Here is a 26,189-nt window from a genome sequence, read left to right as displayed (position 1 = left end):
GTCAGTTTCCATTTGGGTTTTGAGTTTTGAGGCAAAAATATATAAACCTATGTGGTTACTGACTTCAAGAAATTCATGCTTCAAAGTGCATTTTTATACATTGGCAGTGCTTAAGGTAGTGCCATTAAGGCATAATGAAGCTTCTCAACGACTGCCCTTTTGGTTTTTTTCTCACTTTGCAATGTAAATTCTAGCGAAAAATCAGCCTCTTTAAATAAATCAAAGTAATTACTAGCAAGTATTTCATTCTCATCAAAACACCAAATATCAATATAGTCTTGATCAAGATAAAAAAAGCCAGCCAGGTTATTTAGACTCAAATATATCTTATCACTATCACTTCTGCGATTTGTGATTTCACAAGGCAAGATTTGTGTATTAAACATCGGGTGCAGTGTGCATTTTTGACCATCTTTGGTTAATGCTTCAATGCGATCACTCAACAATAAATCCACGGCATTTACTTGTGACGGTTTGAGCTTAATCTCAGTAAACAGTTTATATGGAATAGCACTTTGTAAATATGGAATTCTTGTATTAAACGACCTACGACGTGCATTATAGATATACTGCAAAACATCTCTTTTAAGATCTTTGACATCACTTTCCAATATAGACTGAAGTTGGATAAATTTCTGTGCTAATACATCTTGCATAGAGGCTCCTTAGATTAGAAATAGACTAACACACCGCATAACAAATACGTTAAAGCAACACATCCACCTAAGATCAAGCCTAAGTGCTGCCTAAAAGCATTGCTTGACTTTATTAGCCACACGTAAATATCTGCTTTTTGTTACCAAAGGTGTTGATAAATCATTACTTTCTAATAATGGCTGCTCATTCTCAAGCTGCAACATTTCCTTAAGCTTATTAATATAATTAGCAATTGCATAACGCTCCGATTCCACGGGATATTTGCCTTTAAACCCACCTGTTAGCATGCAGTAATACAACTCATAGATAAACTTAGGATAAAATGGGTTTGCTAATACATCATCGACATACTCATAAAACTTCACCCCACCTTCAGTCGTTTCAAAAAGCTCCTTTTGCAAACTAGGCCAAGGATGTGCTGCATATTCATAGATCCCCGCAAGTATCTCATCTAGCCACACTGCTATGCCAAAACTTGTATATTTAGCAATTTTTGCATTGTGTAGACACTCTACTTTTTGCGCTATCTGATGTAATGCATTACGAAAAAAGGCTCTTGTCTCAATTGTTTCTTCAATATCAACATTTGCTAGATTATCAATCTCCTTGCCATATGACTCTGATTTCAAAATCAACTGACTAATATCTTTCCAAATCAAAAAATCCTGTTGCATCTTCTTTGCCTCCTAAGCGCTAAAATTCGATAGACTATCTTTACCTATTGTCACTTCATACTTCTTGCCATAAGCTTCAGGAATATATTGTTTCCACTGCGTATTGCTCACCACATTGGTATAGAACACAAAAACACCCATGCCTTGATGCTTATTTACTGGCACCTTATACAGATAATCACCATCAGCAAAGTTATCCGGTGTGAGCGTTACGGTATGTGAGCTTGATTTGCCCACCAAACTTAATGCCTTCTCATAATCTGTATTGATAAAGCTTTGCTCAGACATGGGTGCTGCTAACACGGTCAAAATTTGACTATTGTTACTATTATTATCTAGATGCATTTTAAGTGTTAACGTCGGTGAAGTGCTAAACATTGCACAACCACCTAATGACAACACAGCAAATGCAACAATCAATAATTTACTTTTATGTAGTATTTTTCTCATTTGTTATTATCTCCGGATTTATAGTTCTTGCTCAAAGAGCAACTGCTGTCTTGCATTTAGTTTTGTCGTAATCGTCAAGCTATTTGATAAATAGGTGCTCTCTTGATTTGTCAATAATCTCATATGTAATTGCAAAAGATAGCCATGCCAAAAACTACTATAGTGCGCGCACCATTTTGCCTGCAAAAGCTGGGTAACACGCGTGATCTCATACTCACTTAAACCTTCCTCAATATTTAAGGTGATTTGAATTTTGTTTTTTGCTTCAAAAATTACATGACCTATCTGCCCATGCTCGTCAGATAATGTAGCTTTCCCTAAAATCATCTGTTTTGGTCTTACTAAAGAATTCGCATGATTAACCTTAAGATCAAAATAATATTCAGGGAAAAGGCTCGCTATCTGGTAATGAAGCTCAGCATAGGAGTTTAATGCCAAAGTATTATTTTCAGTAATGGCATTAAACGCATCCTTTGACTCTATCATTAAGTCCAAATGCAATAACATCAATATATGTTTCAACCATTGGTTAGCATATTGCGCAAATGTTTTACTTCGCAAAAAGTCCTCTGAAAAGCCTATATCTTTAAGCTTAGACTGCGCTGCAAGCCATCCTAAGTTCACACCAATAATTATTTTAGCGTCAACATAATGTAAGTAAGCAATCGTGTGTATATGAAAAGCACTACTTTCAACACTTTCAAATTCAATATTTTGAATATCAAAACCGAGCATAAACAGCTGCTCTAGCAAATAGCTTAAACTAAACTTTGTTGCATGCTGCTGCAAACTATGTAAGGTTTTATTTGATAACACACACGCCATAATCTGTCTTACCTTATGATAATGGAAAAATCATATTTTGCGCGCTAAATGCTACTGGTACTTTATGCCCATTCACTGGAATATACCAAGTCATCAAGCCATTATTACCCGTAACCGATTGATTCACCAATTGGTACAACGCCCAGTTACCGTTATTGCTGATTGTTTGATTCGTCGAGTTATTCAATACCACACCAATGCTTACCTCCGCAGGTTTCCACCAATCATATTCAATGGCTTGTTGCAACGGTTTTGCATCTATGCCAACAACAGAATTATTGTTTATTGAAAGATACGTCATCTTGATATAGTTGGTTGCTAATTTCTTTTGGTAAAATGGTTCTGCTTGAAGCATAATTTGTAGCGGCTTTGGCTTGCCGTTACTATGCCAAAGTGCATTGCTGATATATTGCATTTGCTGCACATCTTTAAGAATACTCGCCAAATTCAAGGCGCCTGCATAAGGCACTTTTCTCATCTGCCAGATGCCATTTTTATTCACAAACACTTGTGCAAATTTTTGCTTAAACAAACCCCAAAATTGCCCATCTTTTGGCGACAATAGGCTAGTTAATACTTTGGGGGACATCGTTTGTGACGCCGTTAGGCGCATTGGAAAGCTATTTTCAATCGTATCAACCATACTCGACAACTTCTCATTCCAAACTGTGTCAAAATAATTAACTACTTGCTGCATTCCTAACGTATATACCACTGAAAAGATCTGAACAAAGGGCTTACGCTGCGCTATAGGCATGTGGATTTTATCAAGCTCATTGTTTGTCAAACGCATATAAGAGCTTGATGAGTCTAAATAAATCGCTAATGCTTGATTTGCTAAGGCAGACATTCCATCACTATTGACTAAATGACTATCTGGATCTTGATATAACAGTTGATTACGCAGTGTTGAGATAATATTAATATAGCCACTTAATCCCGCATTACTGTTTTGTTTGCTGGTGCTTATCCCCAGTAATAAACTATCAAAATTCTGTAGCTGATGATAGCTTGCAAAACTTTGACTAATTTGCTTTATAAAGTCATATTTCAGCATACTTTTATCAAAGTTTGTATTGCTATTGATTTGTGTAATTAATGCCAACAATGGTGAGCTTGGTTGCTTCATGTTATATAACGCAACTTTTAATGCAGCAACACTCGTTATATTGTAGTCAAAGTGAGTGATCAATTGGTTATAGGCTTCAATATAGCGCTGCGTATACTGATCAATCGATTGATTAAAGACTTTCTGCAACTGTGTGGTATCAATATGCTCTTTGCTTAATTTAGCAACTAGATGCTTGTAGGCTTCGATATCTGGAATAACGACATTTTGTATATAATTATCCGTGAAACTCGAAGCAACCTGATTATTTGCTGACAATAACGTTGATCCTTGGTTGGGGTCAGTATGTTGAGACAAAAACAAATTACCTGAGTGATGTGTATACTCATCAATAAGCGTATTAATTTTTGCACGCACAATCATCTGCTGCCAATTGCCATAACTAAATTGATCACTACCATATGCCTTAGGTAAATTAGTGCTTTGCCCTTCTACAATAGTTGTGCTTATCGCATTTAACAAATCTGAAAAATCACGCGCCTTAGCCACTGCAAAATCAGGCTCATTGGCTAATAGCTTAATCAAGCTTAGATAAGTTGCATTTTGTGCTTCCTCTTGCTCCTGTGAACCCAATCTATCAATAAATTGCTGCAAAAACGTTAGTTCATTGTGTGACAAATATGACTGCATCGCAGGTAGAAATTGATATAGCGCTGATTTAAGAATGATTTTAGATGCAAAACGATCATAAATCGTCCGATAAAAATGTTTGATATCCGATATTTTAATCGCACTATCCTGCAACATAATATTGATTGCCACCATAACAGATTGATAACTGTCACTATCATCCAACGGAATCGCATCGATTGATTGTCCTGTAAATTCATCTGTAGGAACTTTATCGTTATATTTAATATATAAACAAATCGTTTTTTCTGGTAGCTGACTTAAACTTGAGAAAACATTGGCATAATGCAGAATAAAATCACGCTCATTCTGCTTGGTTGCATGTGTAATCAATAGCAATGCAGCTAATTGAACATCGCTCGTTGATTGCTCAATCAATGGCTTTATATTGCTTTGATATATGCTATTAGCAATTTTCTGCTTGATTCCATGCATTAAAATAAATTGCGGATAAATATCAGCAATCGGTGTACTGGCAATATCTTGTTGATAATCCAGCGTGATTTTTTGCATCTTGTCAGCAAAATCATTTAATGAAATTTGCTTATTTTGCACTAAATTCGCAACCGTATTTGCCGTATGATCAAAAGCCACTTGTCTGCTTTGTAATTTGGATGCGTAAAATATCATAAAGCCAATGAGTCTAGCATTTAATGTACTCACTGATAATCGAAATAATGAAATAGGCTGTCGTATCTTCTTATACGTTAAGGTCAATATATTTGGCGTGCTTTGCGCTGCTTGCGCCAAAAATAGTGCCTGAATTTTTGGTGTTAATGTCACTTGATTCTCATAGTGCAATGTATCAACAATAATATGCATTGCCTCCAAAGATTGCCTGATCCCATCCAATATCAATAGCTGATTCATGAAGATATGACTATCTTCAACATTAATCAATCGACTTTTTAGTGCCATCAGTTTATCGGCAAATACCTCTAGTAGCTACCCATCTTCATTTGGCTGATGCATACATATATTTTGAAGCTCCATCGATAGAGCGCTAAACTCTTCATTCATCTTTGTGTGTGATAACTGTATACAAACCGGTAGACGACGTTTTTTAATCTTTTGCATGACATCAATTTTTGCGCGGATAAGTTGTGCTAGATTCTGCAAATCATCATTGCTTTGCTGCAAAAGCTTATCAACATCAAGACTAATAACAATCGTAGGAATCTGCCCACGAAAGATCTTCTTCCATAGGCGCTTTAATAAAAGCACTTCTAATTTATCATCCTCATCAAGACGCGCTTGCCCAATTTCATAGATAAATGACTTATTATCAATAAAATAATTATCCAAACCATCTGGTTTATATTTCAAATAAAATTGACGACGAAAATGCTCAAACTGTGTGTGCTTTACCACACTACCTTTCTCTGCCAAATTAATATGCAAATAATACTGGCAAAGCTTCATTTTTCTTCTTAAAGCAAATGGCAAATCCTGCTTAAATAGCTTAAAACTTTTAATACCATTATTTGAGGTAAACACGCTTTTTAGGCTAAGCCAAAGCTTCTTTAACTTAACCGAGTTTTGAATAAATTTTTTGTAAATTTTTTGAATTGCCTGCACAAGCAACCAAAAACCACCTAAGCCTAAAATCAAAAGGCAAATCGGGTTGTGCAATATACTTTTTATCGCTTCACTCATATCTTAATAAACCTTGCTTTAATTAAACATAAATGAGTTTATTGCTTGATGAATAAATACCTGAGATAAGTTTAAATAGATATACCAGCTGTAATGGCCTGCTGATATTAAACTTACTCTTGATCATCTTCAGATGATTACTCACCGTGTGTTTGGAAATAAACAATTGATCTGCTATTTCCTGATAACTGGCGCCATGCATATAAAGTGTCAAACATTCCGCTTCTTTTGGTGACATACGCACACCTTTGCTAGATAGATATTCCTTGGGAAATAACTTGACTTGCTCTTGTGAGAAATAGCTTTCCACATATGCTGCAATCTCACTATTGGGCTCGATCTTCTCAAGATAGCTACACGCAGTTGTTGTTAATTCTTTTTTCACACAATCAATGAAAGTATTGATTTCATCAATGCCACTCATGAGTTGGCTATTGCGCATATCCGTACTAAAGAAAATCGAAATCAAAACGCCATTGTTATAGGGTTCGACATAAGAAAAAGCATTGTTTACATTAGAGATATATTGCTGCTTCAAGATCAAAAAATGCGCTAATGTTGGTGACTCATTACTAAACTCAATTTTTGAGAGCTTAAATAACTCAGGTAAAAGTGCCGGTTTAGCACTTACCATATCTTTAATAAATTGTTCTTGCATCCCTAGCATTAACAATTTGCCATCACTATCAGCAAAAAACATCAAACAACTTTCTATATTCAGGGCGTTTAGTGCCGTAATACGCATTTGTAGAATTTTCTTATAGCGATATGAAAATTGTATGATTTTTTGTAGTGCACTTTCCTGCAACATATAACGATTACCTCATCCTGTATTAAACAATCATTGCCTATGTTCATCAACGCTCAGTAGCGCTGTGATCTGGTGATTATGGCATGAAAAACTGTTGAGGATTTAAACAATATAAAGATGACTAAAGATTACTGATACATTTTATTCATTAAAAGGATTCATGCTAAGCGCGTCATCATATTGCGCATCTAACTCTCCAAACTTTTTATGTGAATGTGAATAGAATTTCACAAACCTTATTCCTGAAAAACTAAATACAGCTGGCGATTTATAGCCTTGAGAGTCAATTAAACAATAAAGTACTCCCCATTGTCTAAATCACTTTGCTATGGGTAATCTAATTTCAAATGTCACTTCTTGAGGCGAATTACTAAGCGCTATGCGCCCATGATGCGCTTCAATAATACGCCAAACAATAGCCAAACCCAAGCCACTACTTTGCTTTGATTCAGGTGTAAATGGCTGATTTAAAGCGCTTTCAATATCAAAAGCGAATCCTTGACCATTATCGGTAATTTTGATCACTGCATCGTTATCACACATAGCAACGGATACATCGATCACATCGCCACCATATTTATACGCATTAATCAAAAGGTTATTTAGTACTTTGTGCATCGCAGACTTGTCTAATAAAACGATTATATTCGGATCCTCAAAGCTATAATGCCATACTTTGTCTGTATAAATATCACGATAGGTTGTAACGATTTCCTCGACCAATAAAGGCAGTGATATCTTATCTAGATTCAATGGCAATTTCACATAGCTATACTTGGCGTAATCAAGCTGTTGATTCACTAAATGATCGATTTGCATAATATCCTCTTTGATCGACAAAATATGCTTTGCTCTGTCCTCATCACTTTTGGCATTCTCTAATAGTCTCAACGTAAAATGCACCTGTGCAAGAGGTGTTTTAACTTCATGCGCAACCATATTGGCAAAAACCGTTTGTTTTTTTATCAAGGATTGGATGCTTTCACCCATTCCCTTAAGTGTCTGATAGACTGACCATAGTACAGACTTAGTGGATAATCGAATATCGCTATCAAAGTCATTCTTGCCGTAGCTTTGTGCTAGAGATTTTAATTTAATCAAATCTCGATAGAGTGGATAAGCAATAATAAGTGTCAAAAACACCAATAAAATCGCATCAATAATCACTGCATAAACATGGGGATGCAGCTTAATCCAGTTATCGCGATAAGGACCAATAATAATTACTTTATTGGGATTTGGTGATAGAAACTGAATATATCCTTCTACACCATGAAAAGGCTCCGTTGGAAAATATCCCCATTTTTTAATATCTTGCTGTTCTTTATCGGTATAATTTGACAAGTCTCTCACCACCACGCCAACTTGATATTCTTTTTTAATATATTCAATCACTTTATTCCATTCATACTCTGGCGTGTCTTTAAATTTGTTATATGCTAGCTGGTGAATCCATGCATTATTTTTCTGATACTCTATAATCTCGGGTGCGCGTTTCTCTAATACAAAAAATAAATCGCTCTTAAGCACACGTTGATAAATCATACTTGGCTTAAACATATCAAAACTATTGGTATAGTCATGATTATTATAATCAAAAAGCATTTCACCTGAATACAAAGCTTGCTTTTGTGCTTGTATATCTTCTGGTAGTTGATCAAAGTGGCGTAAATACAATGGTCGTGTGTATTGGCTTTTTAGTTTATCAATGATTTCTGCCCATTGATTTTCAGGCACTTTTTGAAACTCAGCTTCCAATGCTCTAAAGACACCTGCTGCATTCATCTGTGCATTTTGTTGATTGATTCTAAAACCAACATAAGTACTTGATGCAACCACAAAAATGGTCATCACTATCATCACAGACAGATATACCAATAATTGCCGTATAATAAATTTCAACATAAGCTCTCTACTCCCATGCATCCGTACACAAAATATAACCCTTACCCCAAATAGTTTTTATTTTACGTGGGTTTTTAGCATCATCATCAACATACTGGCGCAACCTTGATACCATAACATCAACAAAACGATCCACCCCATCATACTCAACACCTTTAAGCATCAAATAAATATGCTCTCTTTTTAAAAGTTTATTTGGATTTAAAACAAAAAGTTTCATCAACTCAAACTCCTTAGCACTTAAATCCAATCTCTTGTTCGCATAACTCACTGTGTAATTATTCAAATCAACCTCAAGCGCCCCAAAGACAATCTTTGTAGCAGTTTCATGTGGTTTCAGAGGAGCCTCCAGAATTTTATTAATACGCATCAGTAAAACCTCTGGCAATACAGGCTTCTTAAGGTAATCATCCGCACCAAGTTGTAATCCTTTTAACTCATCATCAGGGTCGGTGTGACAAGTTAAAAACAGAATCACACCTTGATATTCTACGCGTAATAATTGACACACTTCATAACCTGACAAATCAGGCATTTCAACATCTAAAATAATCAAATCAGGCACAAAGCTTTTGGCAAAAAAAATCCCATCCTCGCCATTATATGCCGAGCGGACAGTAAAGCCGTTATCCGCGAGGAAATGTGTGATAAGCTCATTAAGTTTGACATTATCATCAATGACTAAAATTTTTTTATCCTGCATGTTCCTCTGCCCAATGCTTCATCCATAAACAAAGCATAGACAAAAATATCAAGACTGCAATTTAATCAGATCACACTTATACCAATTGTAATTTAATTCATTCAGACTACATTCAAATCTAATTTTTTATCCTGGCAGATTCTATCATCCACAATCCATCTCTCCACAAGATCAATTAAATACATCACCAAAATCAAGTTCTGTGCCTGATCATCTGCAAAAGAAACTTCCTCTAAACATAAAGCATCAGCCTTACGTACAAAATTTACAGCAGGTTTGCGATTAAATACATATTTATAGTTTCCCTCAACAGAGTGAATCATCCGCGGCAAAAAGCCATCTTTTGCAAATAACTGATGATGGTTATAGTGCGTGTCATTATAGACAAAAGCAATATCTGAATGATACGTAATAAAATACTGACACAATATCTCACAAATATTCATTGATGTTTTACTCCATAAACCTCTGTCACTTGAGAGAGCTTTTCATACACTTCATCCATTGACTGACATGGACTATATTTTAAAGTGCTCCCTTGTTTTAATTGATGTAATAAACGCTTTTGAAGCGCATTAATTTTTGTTGGATGAATCCCTTGTTGCAAAGCAAAATAATGCGTCATACGCATGATTTTTTCCGCTGACACCGGCGCATCATTAAAATCAGCATGCAAGACATCATAATACACACTATCCAAACGTGCACTTAGCGGAATATGCCGATATAACGCATCATGCACCTCATGCTGACCATGCTCATTTGTTATTGTTGCATCATGCTCAAGCTCTATCAGCAATTGAGCAATATTATCTGTTAATAATTGCTCTTTCTGCGCTAATGAATCATTACTTTGTTGCACGAGCGCTTGTTGAGCTATTTCCTTATCCAGTGCTACTTTGCTAAAAATCTCTTTGAGTGAATCGCCCAATTGATGACTTAACGTGATGTCTTTATCAATATTGGGTGAATAGCTCAATATAGCTTTTATCCGCTGCACTTTATCCTGTGTTAATGGCGGAACTTTAATAAACCGATTGACTTTGATCTCATCGGTTTGCTTGGGATTAGCATAAAACATACGACTGCGAATAATCTGTGATCTAAAGAAGATATGAGCATCTCCCTCACGCTGATCCTTTAAATCCATGAGATCCACTCGACTACGCTTTTCAACCGTTGCTGTTCTGGTATCTCGATAGCCCAAGGCATCTCCATTGTCACCCATATTAAAATCTTTAACGGCGGTTAAGTAGGCTTCTCCTGCCGTTTTGTTAAAGAACTCCCATGTCTCTTGCGGGTCTTCAAGCTTCATACATATTTTAATGTTGGTATTAGCGCAAATCGATGCAGCCTCCTCTTTTGATGCTTTTTGGAATGCTGGTAAATCTTGTCCGGCAAATATCACCGAGAATCCTAATGATCGTGCCTGCGCTGGTACCACCGCAAAACCTTTTACTGCATAATAACCATATTCATCTAACACACATAAAAATGGCGTATCAGAGTTAGAAGGTTTGGCATCCAGCACTTCACGCCTATATCCATCAATCTTATTTCCCAAACCTGAGGCAAGCATTGCTTTGAGGGAGGCAATAATTAATTTACCTAAATTGGCTAACTCATCGGGTGATTTCTCCAATGCCGGTAACAACACCACTAATATGCGACGATTTAATACGACATCTTTAAAATCAACCTCAGCCAGCTCTGTTTTCATAATATGCGCATAAACATCGGCAAGCGAGCCGAAAACACGTGTCAATTGCATGGTAATATAACCATGCTGTTCATAGGTTTTATCCGATTGTCCTCCAACATTTTTAACTTGATAGCCCGGTAAGGTTGCCAAATAGTTATGCATCGGATCGGTTACCGCCAAAGGAAGCTCCCCCTCAAAAGTAATATTCTGACCTTCATGATTGATCAGTTGTTTGTTATAAAGAAAATTCTCAACAACATCTAAAACAAAATAACGTCGAATCAAACTGGCTTCTAACAACAAATAACCTTGATCTCGAAGATAAACGAGCATACGCATCAATGCTTCAACAAACGATATTGCACGCCCTTTCCACATATCGCCATCGCCACCACCTGATGACTCTGATGACATCATACTCACCACAAGTTGTGAGAGCATATCCGATGAGCCTATCGCAAAAGGGTTTAAGGTATTTGAAAGTTTTTCATCTTTATTATCACTGGTACTAATGTCTTTAGCACCCGTCATAAAGTTAATTACCAACAAATCATCTTCACGCCCTAAATAGCGCGCCATCGAATAGATCTTGGCATACAGTGCGTTATCACCTTTTCCATCAACATAAATAAAGCCGCTACCTTGCACAAGCGCATTATAAGCAAGTGAGACCAAGGTTTCTGTTTTACCACTACCTGTTGAACCAAAAATAAGCGCATGTGTGCGCATATCTTCATTACTGAACCATAGCTCATGATTACTCTCTTTTTCATTGCCAAAAAAGTAAATGCCTTTAGCTTTGCCTGGCTTGGTTTGCCCAGGTAACGCATTATTATAATCTTTATAATGCGTGCCAATAGGTAGCTTAAATGGCAACTTGGGTGATTGAAACAATACGATCACTGATAGCATTAATGCCAGCCAAATCAATACCACTAACACCTGTGGAATAATAAGCATAATCAACAATAAGAAAATCAAGATAGCAACACTATTAACAGGCTCTAAAACAAAGCTTAAAAAGCGCTTGGTTAATGAACGCGTATCACGAATTGTCGATGCAGCATTGGTTTCTTGTGCTTTACTCACGCCTCTAAAGTTAGTCATCATTAATAACCTTTTTGTTCCCAACCAGTAGACTTCGACATTTTAAACAAAGCCCTATCGGTGAATACTTAAACAGCTCACACAATAGAAAATACACGCCACAAACAACGCTAATAATGATAGTCCATTGGCAAAAATGCACTGCCATTAACAATAACGGTAATGCCATATAAGCATTAATAAATAACAGCTTTGGCGTTAGCGCACTATTGCGCCAATGATAATTATTATTTGCCATGTTAAAATCTCCTTAAACTCCTTTAGCATTAAGCACTCTGACCATACATCTGCTGATAGTATTGCCAGTCATTTTCAGCTAATTGTCCAGACTGATAATAAAGCATGATTTTATTTAATGTTGATTCTCTTGTATCAAGGTACTGACGGATATAATTCACACCCTCATGCATCGATAGCTCAAACAAAGCCGATCTCAACGTATGATCAAAAATTACCGTCTGCTGTATCGGCACTAACGTACCATCAATCAGCTGAATAAGCATTTGCCAGATAATAATCGACATGCTACTAATTAACTGGCGATAGTATGCTTCCCTTTGGGCAATCGGCACCATTAATAGCATGCGATAAAACACATCCGCGGCATTATTAGCATGGATTGTTGTAATACATGCATGCCCTGTTAATGCCGCTTCAACTAACGCATTTAATGTTTCAAAATCACGTGTTTCGCCCAACATGATAATATCAGGGAATCGACGCATCGCATTAAATACCGCATAGCGATAATCAGGTAACAAATCTGGGATTTGTGTTTGACTAACAAGCGCTTCATTTGGCTGACTATCAAACGTATATTCAATCGGTGATTCATAGGTTAATATCTTATGCACAAAAGAAGATGCTTGTTGCGCTTTTAAAATACTCGCAATCAATGTGCTTTTACCACTTCCTGTTGCCCCTGAGATAATTGTAAGTCCTTGTAAATGTGTTAATTTAGCAACCACTTCATCCTGTAGACCTAGCGCTTGTAAAGGTATGATTTGATTCTTTATTAACCGCAAAGAGATGCTTATACCAAAGTGACTTTGCTGCTGACAAATCGTCATATTAATCCGCCAGCGAATACCTGCTGATCGTAGCACATAAGTGGTATCGATATCATTGCCGGCATGCAAATGGGCAATGGCATTAGCACCATATATCAGTTGTGCAATATCTTCTATTTCTTGCACAGACAATTGGCGATTACTTTGATAAAGACGCTTTTTATGGCGCAAAACCAAAATCGGTGCATTGGTTTGCAACGTGACATCAGTTGCATGCACCTTAGCACACGTCACTAGCAACTGATTAAACTCATGCTCATTAAGATAGTGATCATCTATTTTTAATGTTTCCATTTCTTCCATTCTTTCTATCTTTTCTATTTGATTTATTACCTATATCACGTTAGTTGAAGCCATTGTTGTCGCTATATTTCCCTTCGACTACGCTCAGAATACGAGCAACAGTTAAAGTGCGTAAACTCAATCATTTCGTATTGCTATTGTGCTGCTTTGCTTTCATCAAAGGCGCCCATAACTTAAAGGCTTTCTCAAATTGGGGGTCTGCTTTAATTTGCCAACTATGATCATTAATAATCAAATTATTTTTATCACCGGTAATACCATGATTCTGCTTTTGAACATAAGGTAAGCTGACCATATGTTGCAATAACAATTGATGAAACAATACCATGCCCGAATAATCTTGTGTTAACTCGTTTAAATCACTTTGGAATATCACCCGTGCTTGATGAATACCCAAGTGCCAACCTCGGGTTACCGCATCATCCCATTGTTTTTTTTCATCTTTAGTTTGTGGTAGTAAACTCTTATCAGGCATGTCTGGTTGAGGGTAATCCATATACAGATAAGATCGCCAGTTAGGTGCCGATGTTGAAAAATAAGCATTCTTAATAATCCGATAACGCTGACTACCAAAACGAATCACATTATCACTGATATTCACAAGGTTATTCTCCCGTGTAATCACAGGTGGTACAACATAATCATTCAACATTAAACTCGAGAAGTTATAAATCATATTCAATTTATGTCTTAGGGCATTTTCCTGATTGTCAATCGCTTGTGATGCCCAATACAAACCGGATTGAACGCCTAGGTTTTTTGCCGCATCTAACATCGCTTTTTGACGAATGGTCAAATCTGGTAGCTTACTGACATAAGCACTTGGCTGATACATGTTATTAAGCAATTGTGCATTGGTAACCACTGCCATTATTGATACCTCAAGCTAATAATTTTCTCTTTAGCATTGACATAGATACTGGCCCCACCTTTGGTCTGCACATCAATACTTCTCAAGGTATCCAATATACTCTGCCAATCATTGGCTTGATTAAGCACAATGACGATTGGAATGGCTGGCGGGTTACCATACACTTGAAAGGTAAACCCTGCAATTTTAGCCAATTTCTCAATCACCGGTTGTATTGGACCATTCCAAACCAAAGTGACTTTTTGTGATAAAACCCCATCAGGGACTTGTGCCAATGGCAAATCAACTTTTGGAAAGCGCATCGCATTATAGGTGTTTAAAGTATTCACACTTTGACTGATGGTTTGCGCTGATTGATCCAAAGACTTCAACATAAAGCCATTTATTTCGACCTGCTCAGCCTGTAAGTCAATACTTTGATTTGAGGTACTTGCACAACCTGAGGCAAGCACGGTAATCATACTCAAAAGAAATAACTTTCCTTTCATCTTGCAATTGCCTTTTATCTTTAGCTTTATGATTTGCATTAATTTGAGTTAGGATTGTCAGGTGTTATACCACCGTTACCATTAGTCGCATCCGGAATATTAAATACTGCTGCTTGACGCGCACTATCACTCCCTGCGTTTTGCACAACAGACTTTTGAAACATCTGCACAAAGGCAACAATACTAATTAAAACCACACCAACCACAATATGTCCAAAGGCTTGCTTTAAAATATCTTGTTGAGCACCTTGAGGTGTCAGTGACTTTCTAAGCTGAAGTAATCCCATAATCAAATACCAAAGCCCGATAACCAAACAGATTAATACTAAAAATTGTTTGATTTGGGTAAATAATGTCGACACATCACCCGCCCAACTACCAAACCCTTTTACATCAGTTGGAGGTGTATCTCCTGCAATACTCAAGCTTATACATAGCAAGAAGCTTATAGCTGACCACATAAGTTTTTGTATTACTTTATACATATTTTTCATCTTGATTAGACTCCTTGTTAAAATAAATTAATTAAACTCACTACATTGATGGCATTGACAGCAACTACTCCGGCAATAATATGGGTTAGCACTCGACCAACTGAGCCATCTTGTCCTTCACCCAACTTTACTGCCAAGACAAACCCACGCAAAATAGCGACAACGCCAATCACTACCATGCATGCAAAAAACAACTGACTTATACTCACCCATAACGGATCATTATTAATCGTAATTGGTTGATAGTTAAAAATGCTATCTGGCTGCCAATTATTATTAAAAAAGCTTTTGACCAATAGTTGAATAATCGCCTCAAGACTTAATAAGAACGACCCTGAAAATAAATACATCACGGTACCCCAAGGCGAGTAATGTCGCATCATATGATGCGGCTTACAGTGCATTCTTAAACGATTGATAAAAACACATAAAAGAATAAAACCAATCACACTAGATAGCATAAATAAAAGACTAAACTGATCCCCTTTTTGTGGTAGGACAAGCACACGTAAATTATTCAATAAATGCTGTAATATTACGGTTAATGATTCATTCATATTATTCATCGTTTTACTTCACCTAAGCTTATGTGACTAACGTTACGATTTATAGTTGATTATAATCATGTCAAATCGCGCTTGAGAAATGCTTCAAAATTCACTTTGATAAATTTTGGCTAAAAACAAAACGCAAACCCTGACATAGCAAGCGTTTGATATTGATATATTTTATAACTGATTAATGTTACTACTAAATGCTTGCGATTGAATATTATCATTATTGATCCAGCCACAGGAAGTTTGGTTATTATCTGTCATGCCAAGACTACTGTTACCGCTACAAGCAAAAATAAATTTTGGCTCGTAATAATCCGGTTGGTAACTACAGCTAATCGGTGCATATTGTGTTTGCTTCACTGAAGTAATTCTTGATAAATCATCGCTCATATATACCTTACAAAATGGCTGCTGATTATACGATGCCTGAAAATATCGCTTATTATTCGATGAGCCATCTTTATCATAATCTTGTTCTGACTTTTGCTGCCAACTGATAACGCCATTATTATGAGCAAAACCAAGTAGATATTCCTTAGCACTCCCCATAAATAGATTGGTTATATTAACCGTTACTAAATACATTTGATACTTCTTTTTATCGCTTTGGTTAATCATACATTCAGGCATATTATAGGCAATATTACCAAACCAACCTTTATGACAAGCATTAAATTGATGATGTAAATAAGCTGAAGGCATAAAGTTATTATTATCTTGCCATTTCCCATGAACAAGTGGTTCAACTGTTTCATCAATATTTAATGTCATATGTTTTAGCAAGCTGTTATTAATATAATAACGACCACTGTAAGATTTAAAATTATAGCTATACTTACTAGGTTGATTAATCGATTCTTTCTGTGAATTCCAGATACCTAGCATCCAACTATACATATAATACCCTGAAAAACCAGAGGGGTAATCGTTATTATAATCATCCCAAAAGGGATTTAAGTAAAATACAAATTGACTGTCATCACTCAATGTCAAGATCACTTTATATTCACTATCTTTTTGGTTATTATTCCATAGTAAATAATGATGTGGGTATTGATCAGTTGAGATATCATCCAAATTGCCATCTTTAACTGATTTAAACTGGATTGTTTTAATCTGAGCTTGCGATTGAGCATCCATCGTAAACTTTAATTCAAAAACTTGTCGCCCACTGCCGTCATCTGCATAGCTTTGTTGCATTAATACCAGCATTGAGATCAATAGTGTCAATAGTATCCGTTTCATTTCTTCCTCATATGTTTATACTTTTATAATTTAATGTCATTATTGATTTCATTCACTAGCTCTTGCATAAATTTCTCAATCACTGGTTGTGGCAAATGCTTTGCATGGAGCCTCCTTTCTGCTTCAGATTGAAGCTTATATGCAGGATAGGTAATCTTTTCTACATCCTGATCTTTATAAATCTCCTCATTATTAATTTGCTTTATGACTTTCTCTTGAAAATCTGCCTGCTCAGCTTGCTTACGCTGTAAAATAGCATGTTGATTGGCGTTGCCCTCGACTTTTAAACGTGAGATATCAACACCCTGCTCAATCAATTGATCTAAAGCACCTGTCAACTTTTCATTTGTTAAATTCTTTAATGTGCCATGTGGTCTATAGCCCGCTTCAAGCATAATCGCTTGAGCCAACGCTTCCTTATGAAATTTTCCTTGTGGGAAACGCAGTGAGAAACCACCTTGATGATGATCATCTCGATACAACTCAAACTGTTTGTTTTTGCCTAATTCTAGTTTATGTGTATCTTGCCCTCGTGTATCTATCACCAAATAATTACGACGTTGATCTTGCGTGTGATCAAAACGCTCAAGATAGCTGTGCTCAGCTTGCGCATTATATGCTTCCACTCTTAATATTTTAGCCACTTGCGTTAACTTACCCTGATCAACTGGATTTAATAATGCTTGGTCTTTAGCATTTTTATTGACCAAGGCTTCACTAATGAGATAAGCAAATTTATTGAGAAATGCTGGTGAGCTATATAGTTCTTTAGGGACTGAAGCCAGACGCTTACTATCAAAGAATGTATTAATATCACATTCAAATCTCTCTCTTAGGCGTTTGTCTACGTCTGCAAAAGCATTAAGTCTATGTTTAGTTAAAATTTCACGTACTTTTCTTTCTAATTCACTTATATCTTTAACATCGTGCTCATATACAACTGAATCACCTGGTGTATTTTCTTGCTTGTCCTGTTCTTCTTTATTATTAACATTCTGCTTTGTATTCTCTGTAGCTTTTTCATCTGGTATCTGTACGGGCATAACTTTACTCCTCACTCATTATTTCTTTTGCTCATAGTTATCATTGGCACCATTCTCATCATCATGTTTGCGCTTTTGTTTTGCATAACTGCTTGCCAGTTTAGCATTGCTGTCACCTCCTAAAGTACCAGTTGCTGCTTCTCCGACACCTGATATCGCTTTACCGGATTCCATAACATGTCCTTTTCGAGCGGATAGTCCTTCATCAGCACTTTTTTGTCCGGCTTGACTTGCTTGTTGCGCGCCACTTTCTGTGCCTGATTTAATTTGTTGAAATTCCTGCTCTCCAGCACGCTCTCCCCCTGAGTGACCGACCCATTGCAAGACTTTATCTGGTAATAAGTAGATAATTGAAAAGCATTTGTTAAAGGCAATTGCCAAGAAGCTAACAAAGACAAAGATCGTAAATAAAGCAATGACACCGGATGAGATATTGTCAGTCGCAGTATAGTCAACAGCAATTAAATTCATACTGCTCACAATACCATGGAAAGCTTGGACTGAGTATTTGACAACAATATAGGTTAATATAACAGAAGTTACTAAACCAATAACCATCAATACCGGTCGAAAAAACAAATTCACTGCCATTTGAATCCCAGGTTGTGACTTCCCAAAGACCTGATGTCCCTCAGGATAAACCATGCCTAAGGCGACAAAAGGTGCTGCAACAAATGCCTCAACAACCAGTAAAAGCCAAGCAATTTTACCCGCCCAAAAGAAGAAAAAAGGTGCCAATGGTAAAACCAAGGAAAACATAATACCATTGATAAATATAAGACTTAAGATCACAAACAGAATTGGTAAATACATCAGTTGTAGCATCAAACTATATAAACTCATCACTGAAATTGCTGTTTGCGTTTGCATTGTTAAACTAGCTGTTCCTTGCAGTAATTTTCCTGTTCCCTGCAACGCCATTCCAACAAACCCAGGTTCATTATTAAAAATAGCAAATGCAGAGGTTGCAGCTCCTGCCGTACCAAGTGTCAAAGCCCCGGTATTTAAACCAAACGATGCCCATGCTGCTCTTTTTTGAGCATTTTGTAGATCACCAAGTTGTGATGCAAAGTATTGATACGTATTTTGATAAGCGTTGAGTGCACGATTAATCATATCGCGACCTAAATTTTGCAACTGCTGAATATAGGAGCCTTGGGTATATCCCCCATTATTTTTACTCTCACCAAACTTATAAATCTCATCTAAGATACTAATGACACTATTTTTTGCTTGATTTGAGGATGCATTTTGAGTTTTAAATAGTTTATTTAAAATCGCAGTTACTGCATCTTTCGCAACATCGGAAGTATTGTCATTCATGTTATTACTGCTTTGAATAAAGCTCACATCATTGATCTGAAAATATGTCATTAGATTAATTAAATTGATTAATAAATTTTGTGCTTCTTGTTGATTTTGCTTATATAAAGGCTCAGCAATACTCATAACCATTTGAATATATGACTGTGCTTTGGCAGATAATCCATTATTAATAGATTCTTTAGCCAAGGTATACCAATCGGAAGATTGACCAAACACCTTGCCAATAAAATCTAAGGTTGACTGTATTGATCCGGCTTGCAGTTGACCACTAGCAATCAACTTCCAAAGATCTGGCGCATTTTCCTGTGTCACATTGGCTTTCCCCTTTAAGACATCGCTACTTTCTGGAGTCGACTGAGGTAACTCACTTGAGCCATTAATGTTATACACACCATTACTATCAGGCTTAAGTGCTGTGTTGCTAACAATAGTTTGTGTAGGAATCTTCTGTAGATCAATATGAGACACAATACTGGCAATTTGTGTATCACTTGACGTAATTTGCATTTTTTTGCTGATTTGACTAAACGCTTGCTGCAATGCTTGAATGTTTTTTTGTAGCATTTGATCTAAAAACAAATACTTTTGATCAGCATCCCACCAAGTGCTTTTGATCTTATTGGTAGATTGTTTGGGCGTTTTATGCTTATCTATTGCCTTAATCGTATCACCACTATAGATCGATAAAAGCTTTGCATCGGTTGAGTTAGGGGTGAAAATATCCATCTTAGCAAAGGGGCTATCCGTTGTAAGACTTTTTAACTGCGCAGTAAACTGAGCTTGAGTTGCAATCTTTAGATGCGTTTTTCCCATTTCATCTTGATAAGTATCTAAGTATTGATCTTGACTATTGGCTTTCAATAAATAATCAGCATTGACCGTCATATCCCCCAACCCCAGTTGGTAATAGTTTAGCTGACTATTACCATCATTTAGCATCACACCACATATACTATTGCCCAACTGGATACACTGACTAAAATTATTAACCAAGAAATTACTCATACCACCACTATCTTGCGGTAAAAAATCTGGAAGATTAGCGTGTTGCTGATCATCTGGCTGCCAAACATCTAGCAGTTGATTAATGTTTGATTTATCGACATTATTTAACGAAACATCATAGCTAAAATGACATTTTTTTAATGGCTGACTATCACCATTTGCCGCTAGTGTCATCTGTAATGTTTTATCGGAAGAGGACGGACAATTAAGGACCTTTTCTTTTTGTGCTGCCGCATAGGCATTAATCACAAATCCATGTAATAGAAAATAGGCATTTTGGTCAATAATTTGTTGTGATAGCCCGCTAGGAATTACCGCCTGAGAACCTTGAGATGCCGCTGTATAAGCATCCTGCCAAATGTGATCAGCAAAACCCACGCCCATACTGACTAAGTTAAATATTGCCCACTGCGCCATACAATAGCCGGACTTGGTGGGAATGACAGCAATTGCCCCAAATACGGTTCTTAATGGCAACCAATAACTATCCCAATCTTTACCTAAAAATACACCATCGCGTGCTGAATGGATTGTCCCTGCAACTAGAATATAACCAAACAATACCATACCAATCGACAACATGCCGATATTAAATCCATAGATGATCTGCTGAAAAAGTGTTATAGACGTATCGTGTAATGAAAACGGCATCCCACCGGTTAAAAATTGCTGAAGAATACTAATCGAGGTATCTTTGTTAGCTGGCGCCCACATGCTCATAACTAAACTCCCTGTTACCTTTGCTGATTTTTATTATTTTCTGTTTTATCTATCGCGTTTTTGTCACTTCGCACAGTTTTGTCTAAAGCATGACTTCCTAATAATTGAAAATACCGTGTTAAAGAAAGTTGTTTGAGTTTATGTTGAGTTTGCGTCAGCCACATGTGGTAACGAAAAACATATAGAAATAAAATGACATTAATCATTAACATCATTAATGCCGCTTGCCAAATCGCATGCGTCTCAAGCATCAGATAAGCAAAATAACCACTACCCCAAACAAACAATATCAAGAAGAAATAAAAACGATATTTTAAAGCTGTTAGGCATTGATTATACAATGTGTCATCGGTTAGTGTTTTGTTGATTTTCTCCTTATCTACACTTTGTTGACCCACCCTTGTCAACGCTGTAAATGGCAAGATTAGCAAACGCTTTAATACATTATGCTGCTGCTTAATTGCATCAACCATAAAGGCATTATGTAATAGCTTTCTTGTTCGCTTAAATTTAAACATCGTTATCATCTCGTATCTAACCTATCTGCTACAAAATGATAATAATAAATACAAAGCACACACTTTCTTTTATGCAGTAAAATGACATCTTATCGTAAGCTAAATCATATAAAGCATTACCGTTTTAAACGCATTTTTAATGACATAAATTCTATTAATCGCTCATTTGAAGATAACTAGGAAAAACTTGCATGTATCCTTGTCTATCAAGAAAATCAGCATATTATAAAAATACTTTGCCTGCTACATGCTGCTCAGCAATCGCCTAAAACATAATTCATACGTTCTCTAATATACCCCTCAAAAATTGGGGTAATTTAAAACTAATCTGTCGATAAAATATGCTCACCCCCAGAAAAATCATACCCATCGTAAATCATTTTGCGGTGCTCAATTACAAAGTCATTTGCAATGGGTATCAACAAAAGTTAAGGTAAATAGGATTTACAATGAAACAGCATATTGTTTTTATCGGTGACAACGATCTGAGAAATAGTGATCTATATCTCAAAATGCAGACACTTAATCACTGGAATTTATTTGTTGCCAAAACGCCAAAAGACATTAATCGCATGCAGATGCAAGGATCACTTTGCTTAATTCATGCCCCTTATTTTTTACAAACAGAGGTTGCAGCATGGCGCACATTAAAAGCACGACATAATCTATGCTATATCGTCTATGACTTCACACAAGAACATGAGTTTAGCAGTTTAAAAAATGGTGCCGACGACTATATTGCGCTACATGACCCATTTGATTATTTGATTAATCGTGTAAGCTCAAGACTAGAATATGTCTCAGTCAAACCAATGGCTCAACTAGGACACAAAGCACAAAATATCGTACGCTTTAATCAATGGCAGTTTGACCTAACCACTCTTTCGCTTTATTTTGAAGGCAATGAAATTCACTTAACACAAAAAGAAAAGCTGTTAATGAACATTTTTATTCAACATGACTTTGAAATTCTATCACGCGAGAAATTACACGCCATTTTATATGGTGAAACCGATAATCCTGAGTTTTTACGGCGTATTGACCTTTTGGTTTCAAGGCTCAAACGTCGCTTAGAATCCTATGCTGATGAGCATCAATATTTCCAAGCGATTCGTCATAAAGGCTATATTTTCTGCATCCCAACACGTTGGTAGTTTTTTTACGTACAATTTTCATACACTTTATAAATTCTAACAACACTTCATCAATGCTAGATTACTGTCATGCCAATTTTTAATAAAAATCAGATATAGAATGCAATCAAGACAGTATAAGTTATTACCTAGTTTAAACCAATTATTGCAACCAAGCCTGAAATGGCAGCCCCTGATTTCATTGGTACAGCGACGCTTACAAAAATATGGCATGGTCTTAAGTGAAGTTGACTTTATATTCAATGATAACGATAACGCATCAAAAAGAGCCAAAGCATTTAGCAGTCTGACACACGCCAAGACATACTATGAAGCAAACGCTTTCGACATTGATCCTAGTTTACTGATTGATCAAATGTTTGAGGGTGAAAGCTACAGCTGGCAATCTATTTTTTCACAACACCTTATCAACAACTACTTTAACACATTACAATATGACAACATTCCATATCGTATCGTCATTCAAAAAACAATTGATGATATGACGGTGCTCTTGCAATATAATTATACGATTGACATGATATTGCCATTACAACACCAGAACCAGTTAATCGAAATCAGCAAAATTGCTTCTGATCATATCTGTAAAGCGTATCTTGATCAGTTAAAAGCAGTTCGTAATTTTGCTTATTTGAATCTCTCTGACTTTGAAAAAAAGTACAATCTCAAGCCAAATTCAACGTGTTTCAAAGAAGAAAATCTGATTGATTTTTATAACGCATTTAACACTGACCAAAAACTTGCACCGCTATCAAAAAAGCAAAAAGAAATTGCTAAACTCGCGTATGAAGGGTGCACCATCAAAGAAATGGCTTATAAACTCAATATCGCACAATCCACAGCAATAGATTATCTTAATACAATCAAATCAAAGCTTGGCACTCATAGCAAAAGCCTATTGATACAGCGCCTGCATCACTCTCCTTTTTTGTTTTCAGCCTAATATTTCACCTCTCCCCTTGAGGGAGAGGTCGTGTAGCTTAGGCTGCGCGGGTGAGGGGGAATAATTAAAACTCAATTTAATTGTAGAAGTTTTGACTTTCCCCTCTGACTTCGCATAACTCACTAACCTGCATTCTCTAGCCGCTTATTTTGTACTGACTCATTATTATACGCTTCAATTAAATGATCCATTTTTTCCTTAGTCTTCGAAGTGAACTCTCCCCATATTATTGATGTGCGATTTTCATATAGCCCTCTTTTATCTTCAGCACTAATAGCCCCTCCATGCTCTAACTTACTAATAACTTTCTCAATTTCAGCAATCTTTTTATAGCCTGGCTCTAAGCGGTACATTTCGCTTTTAATTGCCTTATTCAACTGACTAGCATCATCACGATTCTTAAATCTAGTAAGTGCTTCATCTAGGTTTTTATAGCCTGTTGTTGCACCATAATGCCATCCTAAAAAGCCATTACCTCGCTGAAGATTTACGTTGTAGTGTCTGAGCACTTTATCATTACCATCATCCAAAAGTTTCTGCATAAACTTTGGATTATAATATCCTGTGCCATCATTATAAGCTAACGCCTCCTGCATGTCTTTCAAACCACTTATACGATTTGATAAATGTGAATTATTAGGATTTTCCCATTTTTTTTCAATTTCGTTAAATATATCATCTTTCCGATCTTTTAGTTTTGCAATTAAATCATCCTTTAAATTAACCGAATAGGTATTAAATTTATCAATTGGTTTTTTTAATTGATCCTGCTGTTTTTGACTTAATATCTTATAGTCATTAGCTTCAACTTTCTCTTTATTAGCAATTTTATTGGCTAATTTGCATAAGGATGTTTCTTGTGGGTTTTCTTGTGACTTTTCTATGGACTCCTCTCCACTAAAACTGAACGATAGACCATCTTTCTGATCTTTATTCAAATCTTTAGCAATAATTTTATCATCAAAGTGCTTCTCTATTACCTCGGTGTAAATTGATTTAATCGTTTTTAAAGCATCTTTTTGATAGTTGTTATAGTTACGTTTAGGATCATCAATATCATTAAAATTAAACCCATTCGTCTCGTCCTTGGCTAAAAGACTAAGCGTTGTTTTAACTTGGTAATCTTTAGCATGTTGATAAAGTGCGTTATAACTCTCTGCATTCAGTCCAATATTTTTGCCTAAGCCTGTATTTTCTTTTAATATTGCTAAATGTTGTGGAGAGATAGGTTGTCTATCTCTGACTTTTTCAAAAATAGCGTAAATGGCATCTAATTTCTTAGTTCTGTCTTTGGGTAGGCTCTCACTATGAGAAATAGAAGTTGTATAAGGTTGGTTTAAAATTCTAGCATATTGATCTTTTAAAACACCCAAAAAAGTTTTGTTACTTCCTTCACTATCAGGAAACCTTTCGAATTGATCATATAAACTAACATAATTCACCTTATTTTTTGATATTTCGGGTTCATATTTATAGTTATAAACATTAATATTTTGTATATTTTTAAAATCATCAAAAATAACCTGAACTGAGTTATATGGATTTGTTACAAAATCTGAATTATTTAATAATTTGTCAACCGCCTTATCAACTTCATTATCTTTAAAGAGTGACTCAAATGAACCATTACTTTGTTTAAACATCTGACCATTGTATATCGATGTTAATATTTGTTTTATTTGTACTTTTACACCTTCTCTTAATTGCAGCTTGTCATTTTTGTTTTCACATAATGCGCTTTGGAATATCTGATTAAAATTGTCTTTGTATTCATCATCACTAGACTCATTTTGGCCTAATTTATCTAAAGTCTGCTTATTATATGGTTTATAACCTAATTTTTCCCAAATTCCATCACTAATTTTATTTCTCAATGTTTGATTATCATTTAATTTCTGTCTTATTAAATTGATAATTTGTTGATAAACCATTTTTTCTTGCTCTTGTGTCAATTTAGCCATTTGCATTCTCCTATAAGTTGTCTTAAAGTAATTTTCACCCTTGCTATTGAATCAAAAATACTAAGAGAAATCAGTTATTTGCACTGCTTAAGATATATCAACACAAACGCTGATAACACTAGGCTTTGGCACTTGATGAAAGTATTTTTTAATGTCGTTTGTGTAGCAAATCGTATCAAAAATACACCTTTAATCATCTCTCCCTTTGATGACTTACACTTGTAACTCAAGGCTGATTTTGT

Annotated in this window: 24 protein-coding genes; 2 read left to right on the top strand and 22 right to left on the bottom strand. The window is 35.9% G+C overall.

The window, feature by feature from the left end:
- Positions 1–110: 110 nt before the first annotated feature.
- The 21 genes from IE867_RS09935 to IE867_RS09835 form a co-directional block, all read right to left on the bottom strand.
- The gene (locus IE867_RS09935; RefSeq protein ID WP_192484574.1) at positions 111–656 is read right to left on the bottom strand and encodes a hypothetical protein; all 546 of its coding nucleotides are present in this window, start codon (positions 654–656) and stop codon (positions 111–113) included.
- Positions 657–746: 90 nt separating this feature from the next.
- Positions 747–1,331 carry a DotU family type IV/VI secretion system protein gene (locus tag IE867_RS09930; RefSeq protein ID WP_192484573.1) on the bottom strand — a complete coding sequence of 195 codons (585 nt, stop codon included), beginning with the start codon at positions 1,329–1,331 and terminating at the stop codon, positions 747–749.
- A 12-nt stretch (positions 1,332–1,343) separates the two neighbouring features.
- The gene (locus IE867_RS09925; protein WP_192484572.1) at positions 1,344–1,781 is read right to left on the bottom strand and encodes a hypothetical protein; all 438 of its coding nucleotides are present in this window, start codon (positions 1,779–1,781) and stop codon (positions 1,344–1,346) included.
- Positions 1,782–1,799: 18 nt separating this feature from the next.
- On the bottom strand, positions 1,800–2,606 hold the full coding sequence (locus tag IE867_RS09920; protein ID WP_192484571.1) for a hypothetical protein: 807 nt from the start codon (positions 2,604–2,606) through the stop codon (positions 1,800–1,802).
- Positions 2,607–2,619: 13 nt separating this feature from the next.
- Positions 2,620–5,283, bottom strand: a complete 2,664-nt coding sequence (locus IE867_RS09915; protein ID WP_192484570.1) for a hypothetical protein — start codon at positions 5,281–5,283, stop codon at positions 2,620–2,622.
- Between the two features lie 27 nt (positions 5,284–5,310).
- Entirely contained in the window at positions 5,311–6,021 is a 711-nt protein-coding gene (locus tag IE867_RS09910; RefSeq protein WP_192484569.1) for a hypothetical protein, read from the bottom strand.
- Positions 6,022–6,043: 22 nt separating this feature from the next.
- Complete coding sequence (locus tag IE867_RS09905; RefSeq protein WP_192484568.1) at positions 6,044–6,832, bottom strand: LuxR C-terminal-related transcriptional regulator; 789 nt, start codon at positions 6,830–6,832, stop codon at positions 6,044–6,046.
- A 318-nt stretch (positions 6,833–7,150) separates the two neighbouring features.
- Positions 7,151–8,737 (bottom strand): sensor histidine kinase, encoded by a 1,587-nt coding sequence (locus IE867_RS09900; RefSeq protein WP_192484567.1) that lies wholly within the window; start codon positions 8,735–8,737, stop codon positions 7,151–7,153.
- 7 nt (positions 8,738–8,744) lie between these two features.
- Complete coding sequence (locus IE867_RS09895) at positions 8,745–9,440, bottom strand: response regulator transcription factor (RefSeq protein ID WP_192484566.1); 696 nt, start codon at positions 9,438–9,440, stop codon at positions 8,745–8,747.
- Between the two features lie 101 nt (positions 9,441–9,541).
- Positions 9,542–9,886 carry a hypothetical protein gene (locus IE867_RS09890; protein WP_192484565.1) on the bottom strand — a complete coding sequence of 115 codons (345 nt, stop codon included), beginning with the start codon at positions 9,884–9,886 and terminating at the stop codon, positions 9,542–9,544.
- Positions 9,883–12,249 carry a type IV secretory system conjugative DNA transfer family protein gene (locus IE867_RS09885; protein WP_192484564.1) on the bottom strand — a complete coding sequence of 789 codons (2,367 nt, stop codon included), beginning with the start codon at positions 12,247–12,249 and terminating at the stop codon, positions 9,883–9,885. Before IE867_RS09885 ends, IE867_RS09890 begins: the two co-directional genes overlap by 4 nt.
- The gene (icmT, locus tag IE867_RS09880; RefSeq protein ID WP_192484563.1) at positions 12,242–12,487 is read right to left on the bottom strand and encodes an IcmT/TraK family protein; all 246 of its coding nucleotides are present in this window, start codon (positions 12,485–12,487) and stop codon (positions 12,242–12,244) included. The genes IE867_RS09885 and icmT overlap by 8 nt, the downstream gene beginning before the upstream one ends.
- A gap of 28 nt (positions 12,488–12,515) precedes the next feature.
- Complete coding sequence (locus tag IE867_RS09875; protein WP_192484562.1) at positions 12,516–13,622, bottom strand: ATPase, T2SS/T4P/T4SS family; 1,107 nt, start codon at positions 13,620–13,622, stop codon at positions 12,516–12,518.
- A 121-nt stretch (positions 13,623–13,743) separates the two neighbouring features.
- Positions 13,744–14,493 (bottom strand): type IV secretory system conjugative DNA transfer family protein, encoded by a 750-nt coding sequence (locus IE867_RS09870; RefSeq protein ID WP_192484561.1) that lies wholly within the window; start codon positions 14,491–14,493, stop codon positions 13,744–13,746.
- Positions 14,493–14,981 carry a DotD/TraH family lipoprotein gene (locus IE867_RS09865; protein WP_192484560.1) on the bottom strand — a complete coding sequence of 163 codons (489 nt, stop codon included), beginning with the start codon at positions 14,979–14,981 and terminating at the stop codon, positions 14,493–14,495. The genes IE867_RS09870 and IE867_RS09865 overlap by 1 nt, the downstream gene beginning before the upstream one ends.
- Before the next feature lie 38 nt (positions 14,982–15,019).
- Complete coding sequence (locus tag IE867_RS09860) at positions 15,020–15,475, bottom strand: hypothetical protein (RefSeq protein ID WP_192484559.1); 456 nt, start codon at positions 15,473–15,475, stop codon at positions 15,020–15,022.
- Between the two features lie 17 nt (positions 15,476–15,492).
- The gene (locus IE867_RS09855) at positions 15,493–16,041 is read right to left on the bottom strand and encodes a hypothetical protein (protein ID WP_192484558.1); all 549 of its coding nucleotides are present in this window, start codon (positions 16,039–16,041) and stop codon (positions 15,493–15,495) included.
- 162 nt (positions 16,042–16,203) lie between these two features.
- A complete protein-coding gene (locus IE867_RS09850) occupies positions 16,204–17,277 on the bottom strand; it encodes a hypothetical protein (protein WP_192484557.1) in 1,074 nt (357 codons plus the stop codon).
- Positions 17,278–17,300: 23 nt separating this feature from the next.
- Positions 17,301–18,320: a hypothetical protein gene (locus IE867_RS09845; RefSeq protein WP_192484556.1), complete on the bottom strand. Its 1,020-nt coding sequence runs from the start codon at positions 18,318–18,320 to the stop codon at positions 17,301–17,303.
- A gap of 18 nt (positions 18,321–18,338) precedes the next feature.
- On the bottom strand, positions 18,339–21,371 hold the full coding sequence (locus IE867_RS09840) for a DotA/TraY family protein (RefSeq protein ID WP_192484555.1): 3,033 nt from the start codon (positions 21,369–21,371) through the stop codon (positions 18,339–18,341).
- A gap of 14 nt (positions 21,372–21,385) precedes the next feature.
- Entirely contained in the window at positions 21,386–21,889 is a 504-nt protein-coding gene (locus tag IE867_RS09835) for a hypothetical protein (protein ID WP_192484554.1), read from the bottom strand.
- 449 nt (positions 21,890–22,338) lie between these two features.
- On the opposite strand from IE867_RS09835, the gene IE867_RS09830 reads away from it, so the two are divergent.
- A complete protein-coding gene (locus IE867_RS09830; protein ID WP_192484553.1) occupies positions 22,339–23,043 on the top strand; it encodes a response regulator transcription factor in 705 nt (234 codons plus the stop codon).
- A 100-nt stretch (positions 23,044–23,143) separates the two neighbouring features.
- Entirely contained in the window at positions 23,144–23,986 is an 843-nt protein-coding gene (locus IE867_RS09825) for a helix-turn-helix transcriptional regulator (RefSeq protein WP_192484552.1), read from the top strand.
- Between the two features lie 122 nt (positions 23,987–24,108).
- Here the strand turns inward: IE867_RS09825 and IE867_RS09820 are convergent, their stop codons facing one another.
- The gene (locus tag IE867_RS09820) at positions 24,109–25,947 is read right to left on the bottom strand and encodes a hypothetical protein (RefSeq protein WP_192484551.1); all 1,839 of its coding nucleotides are present in this window, start codon (positions 25,945–25,947) and stop codon (positions 24,109–24,111) included.
- Positions 25,948–26,189: the final 242 nt, after the last annotated feature.

It is taken from the genome of Cysteiniphilum marinum (genome assembly GCF_014857925.1).
Classification (GTDB): Bacteria; Pseudomonadota; Gammaproteobacteria; order Francisellales; family Francisellaceae; genus Caedibacter; species Caedibacter marinus.
The sequence above is the reverse complement of the archived record's forward strand: the minus strand, read 5'-3'. Positions and strand labels throughout refer to the sequence as shown.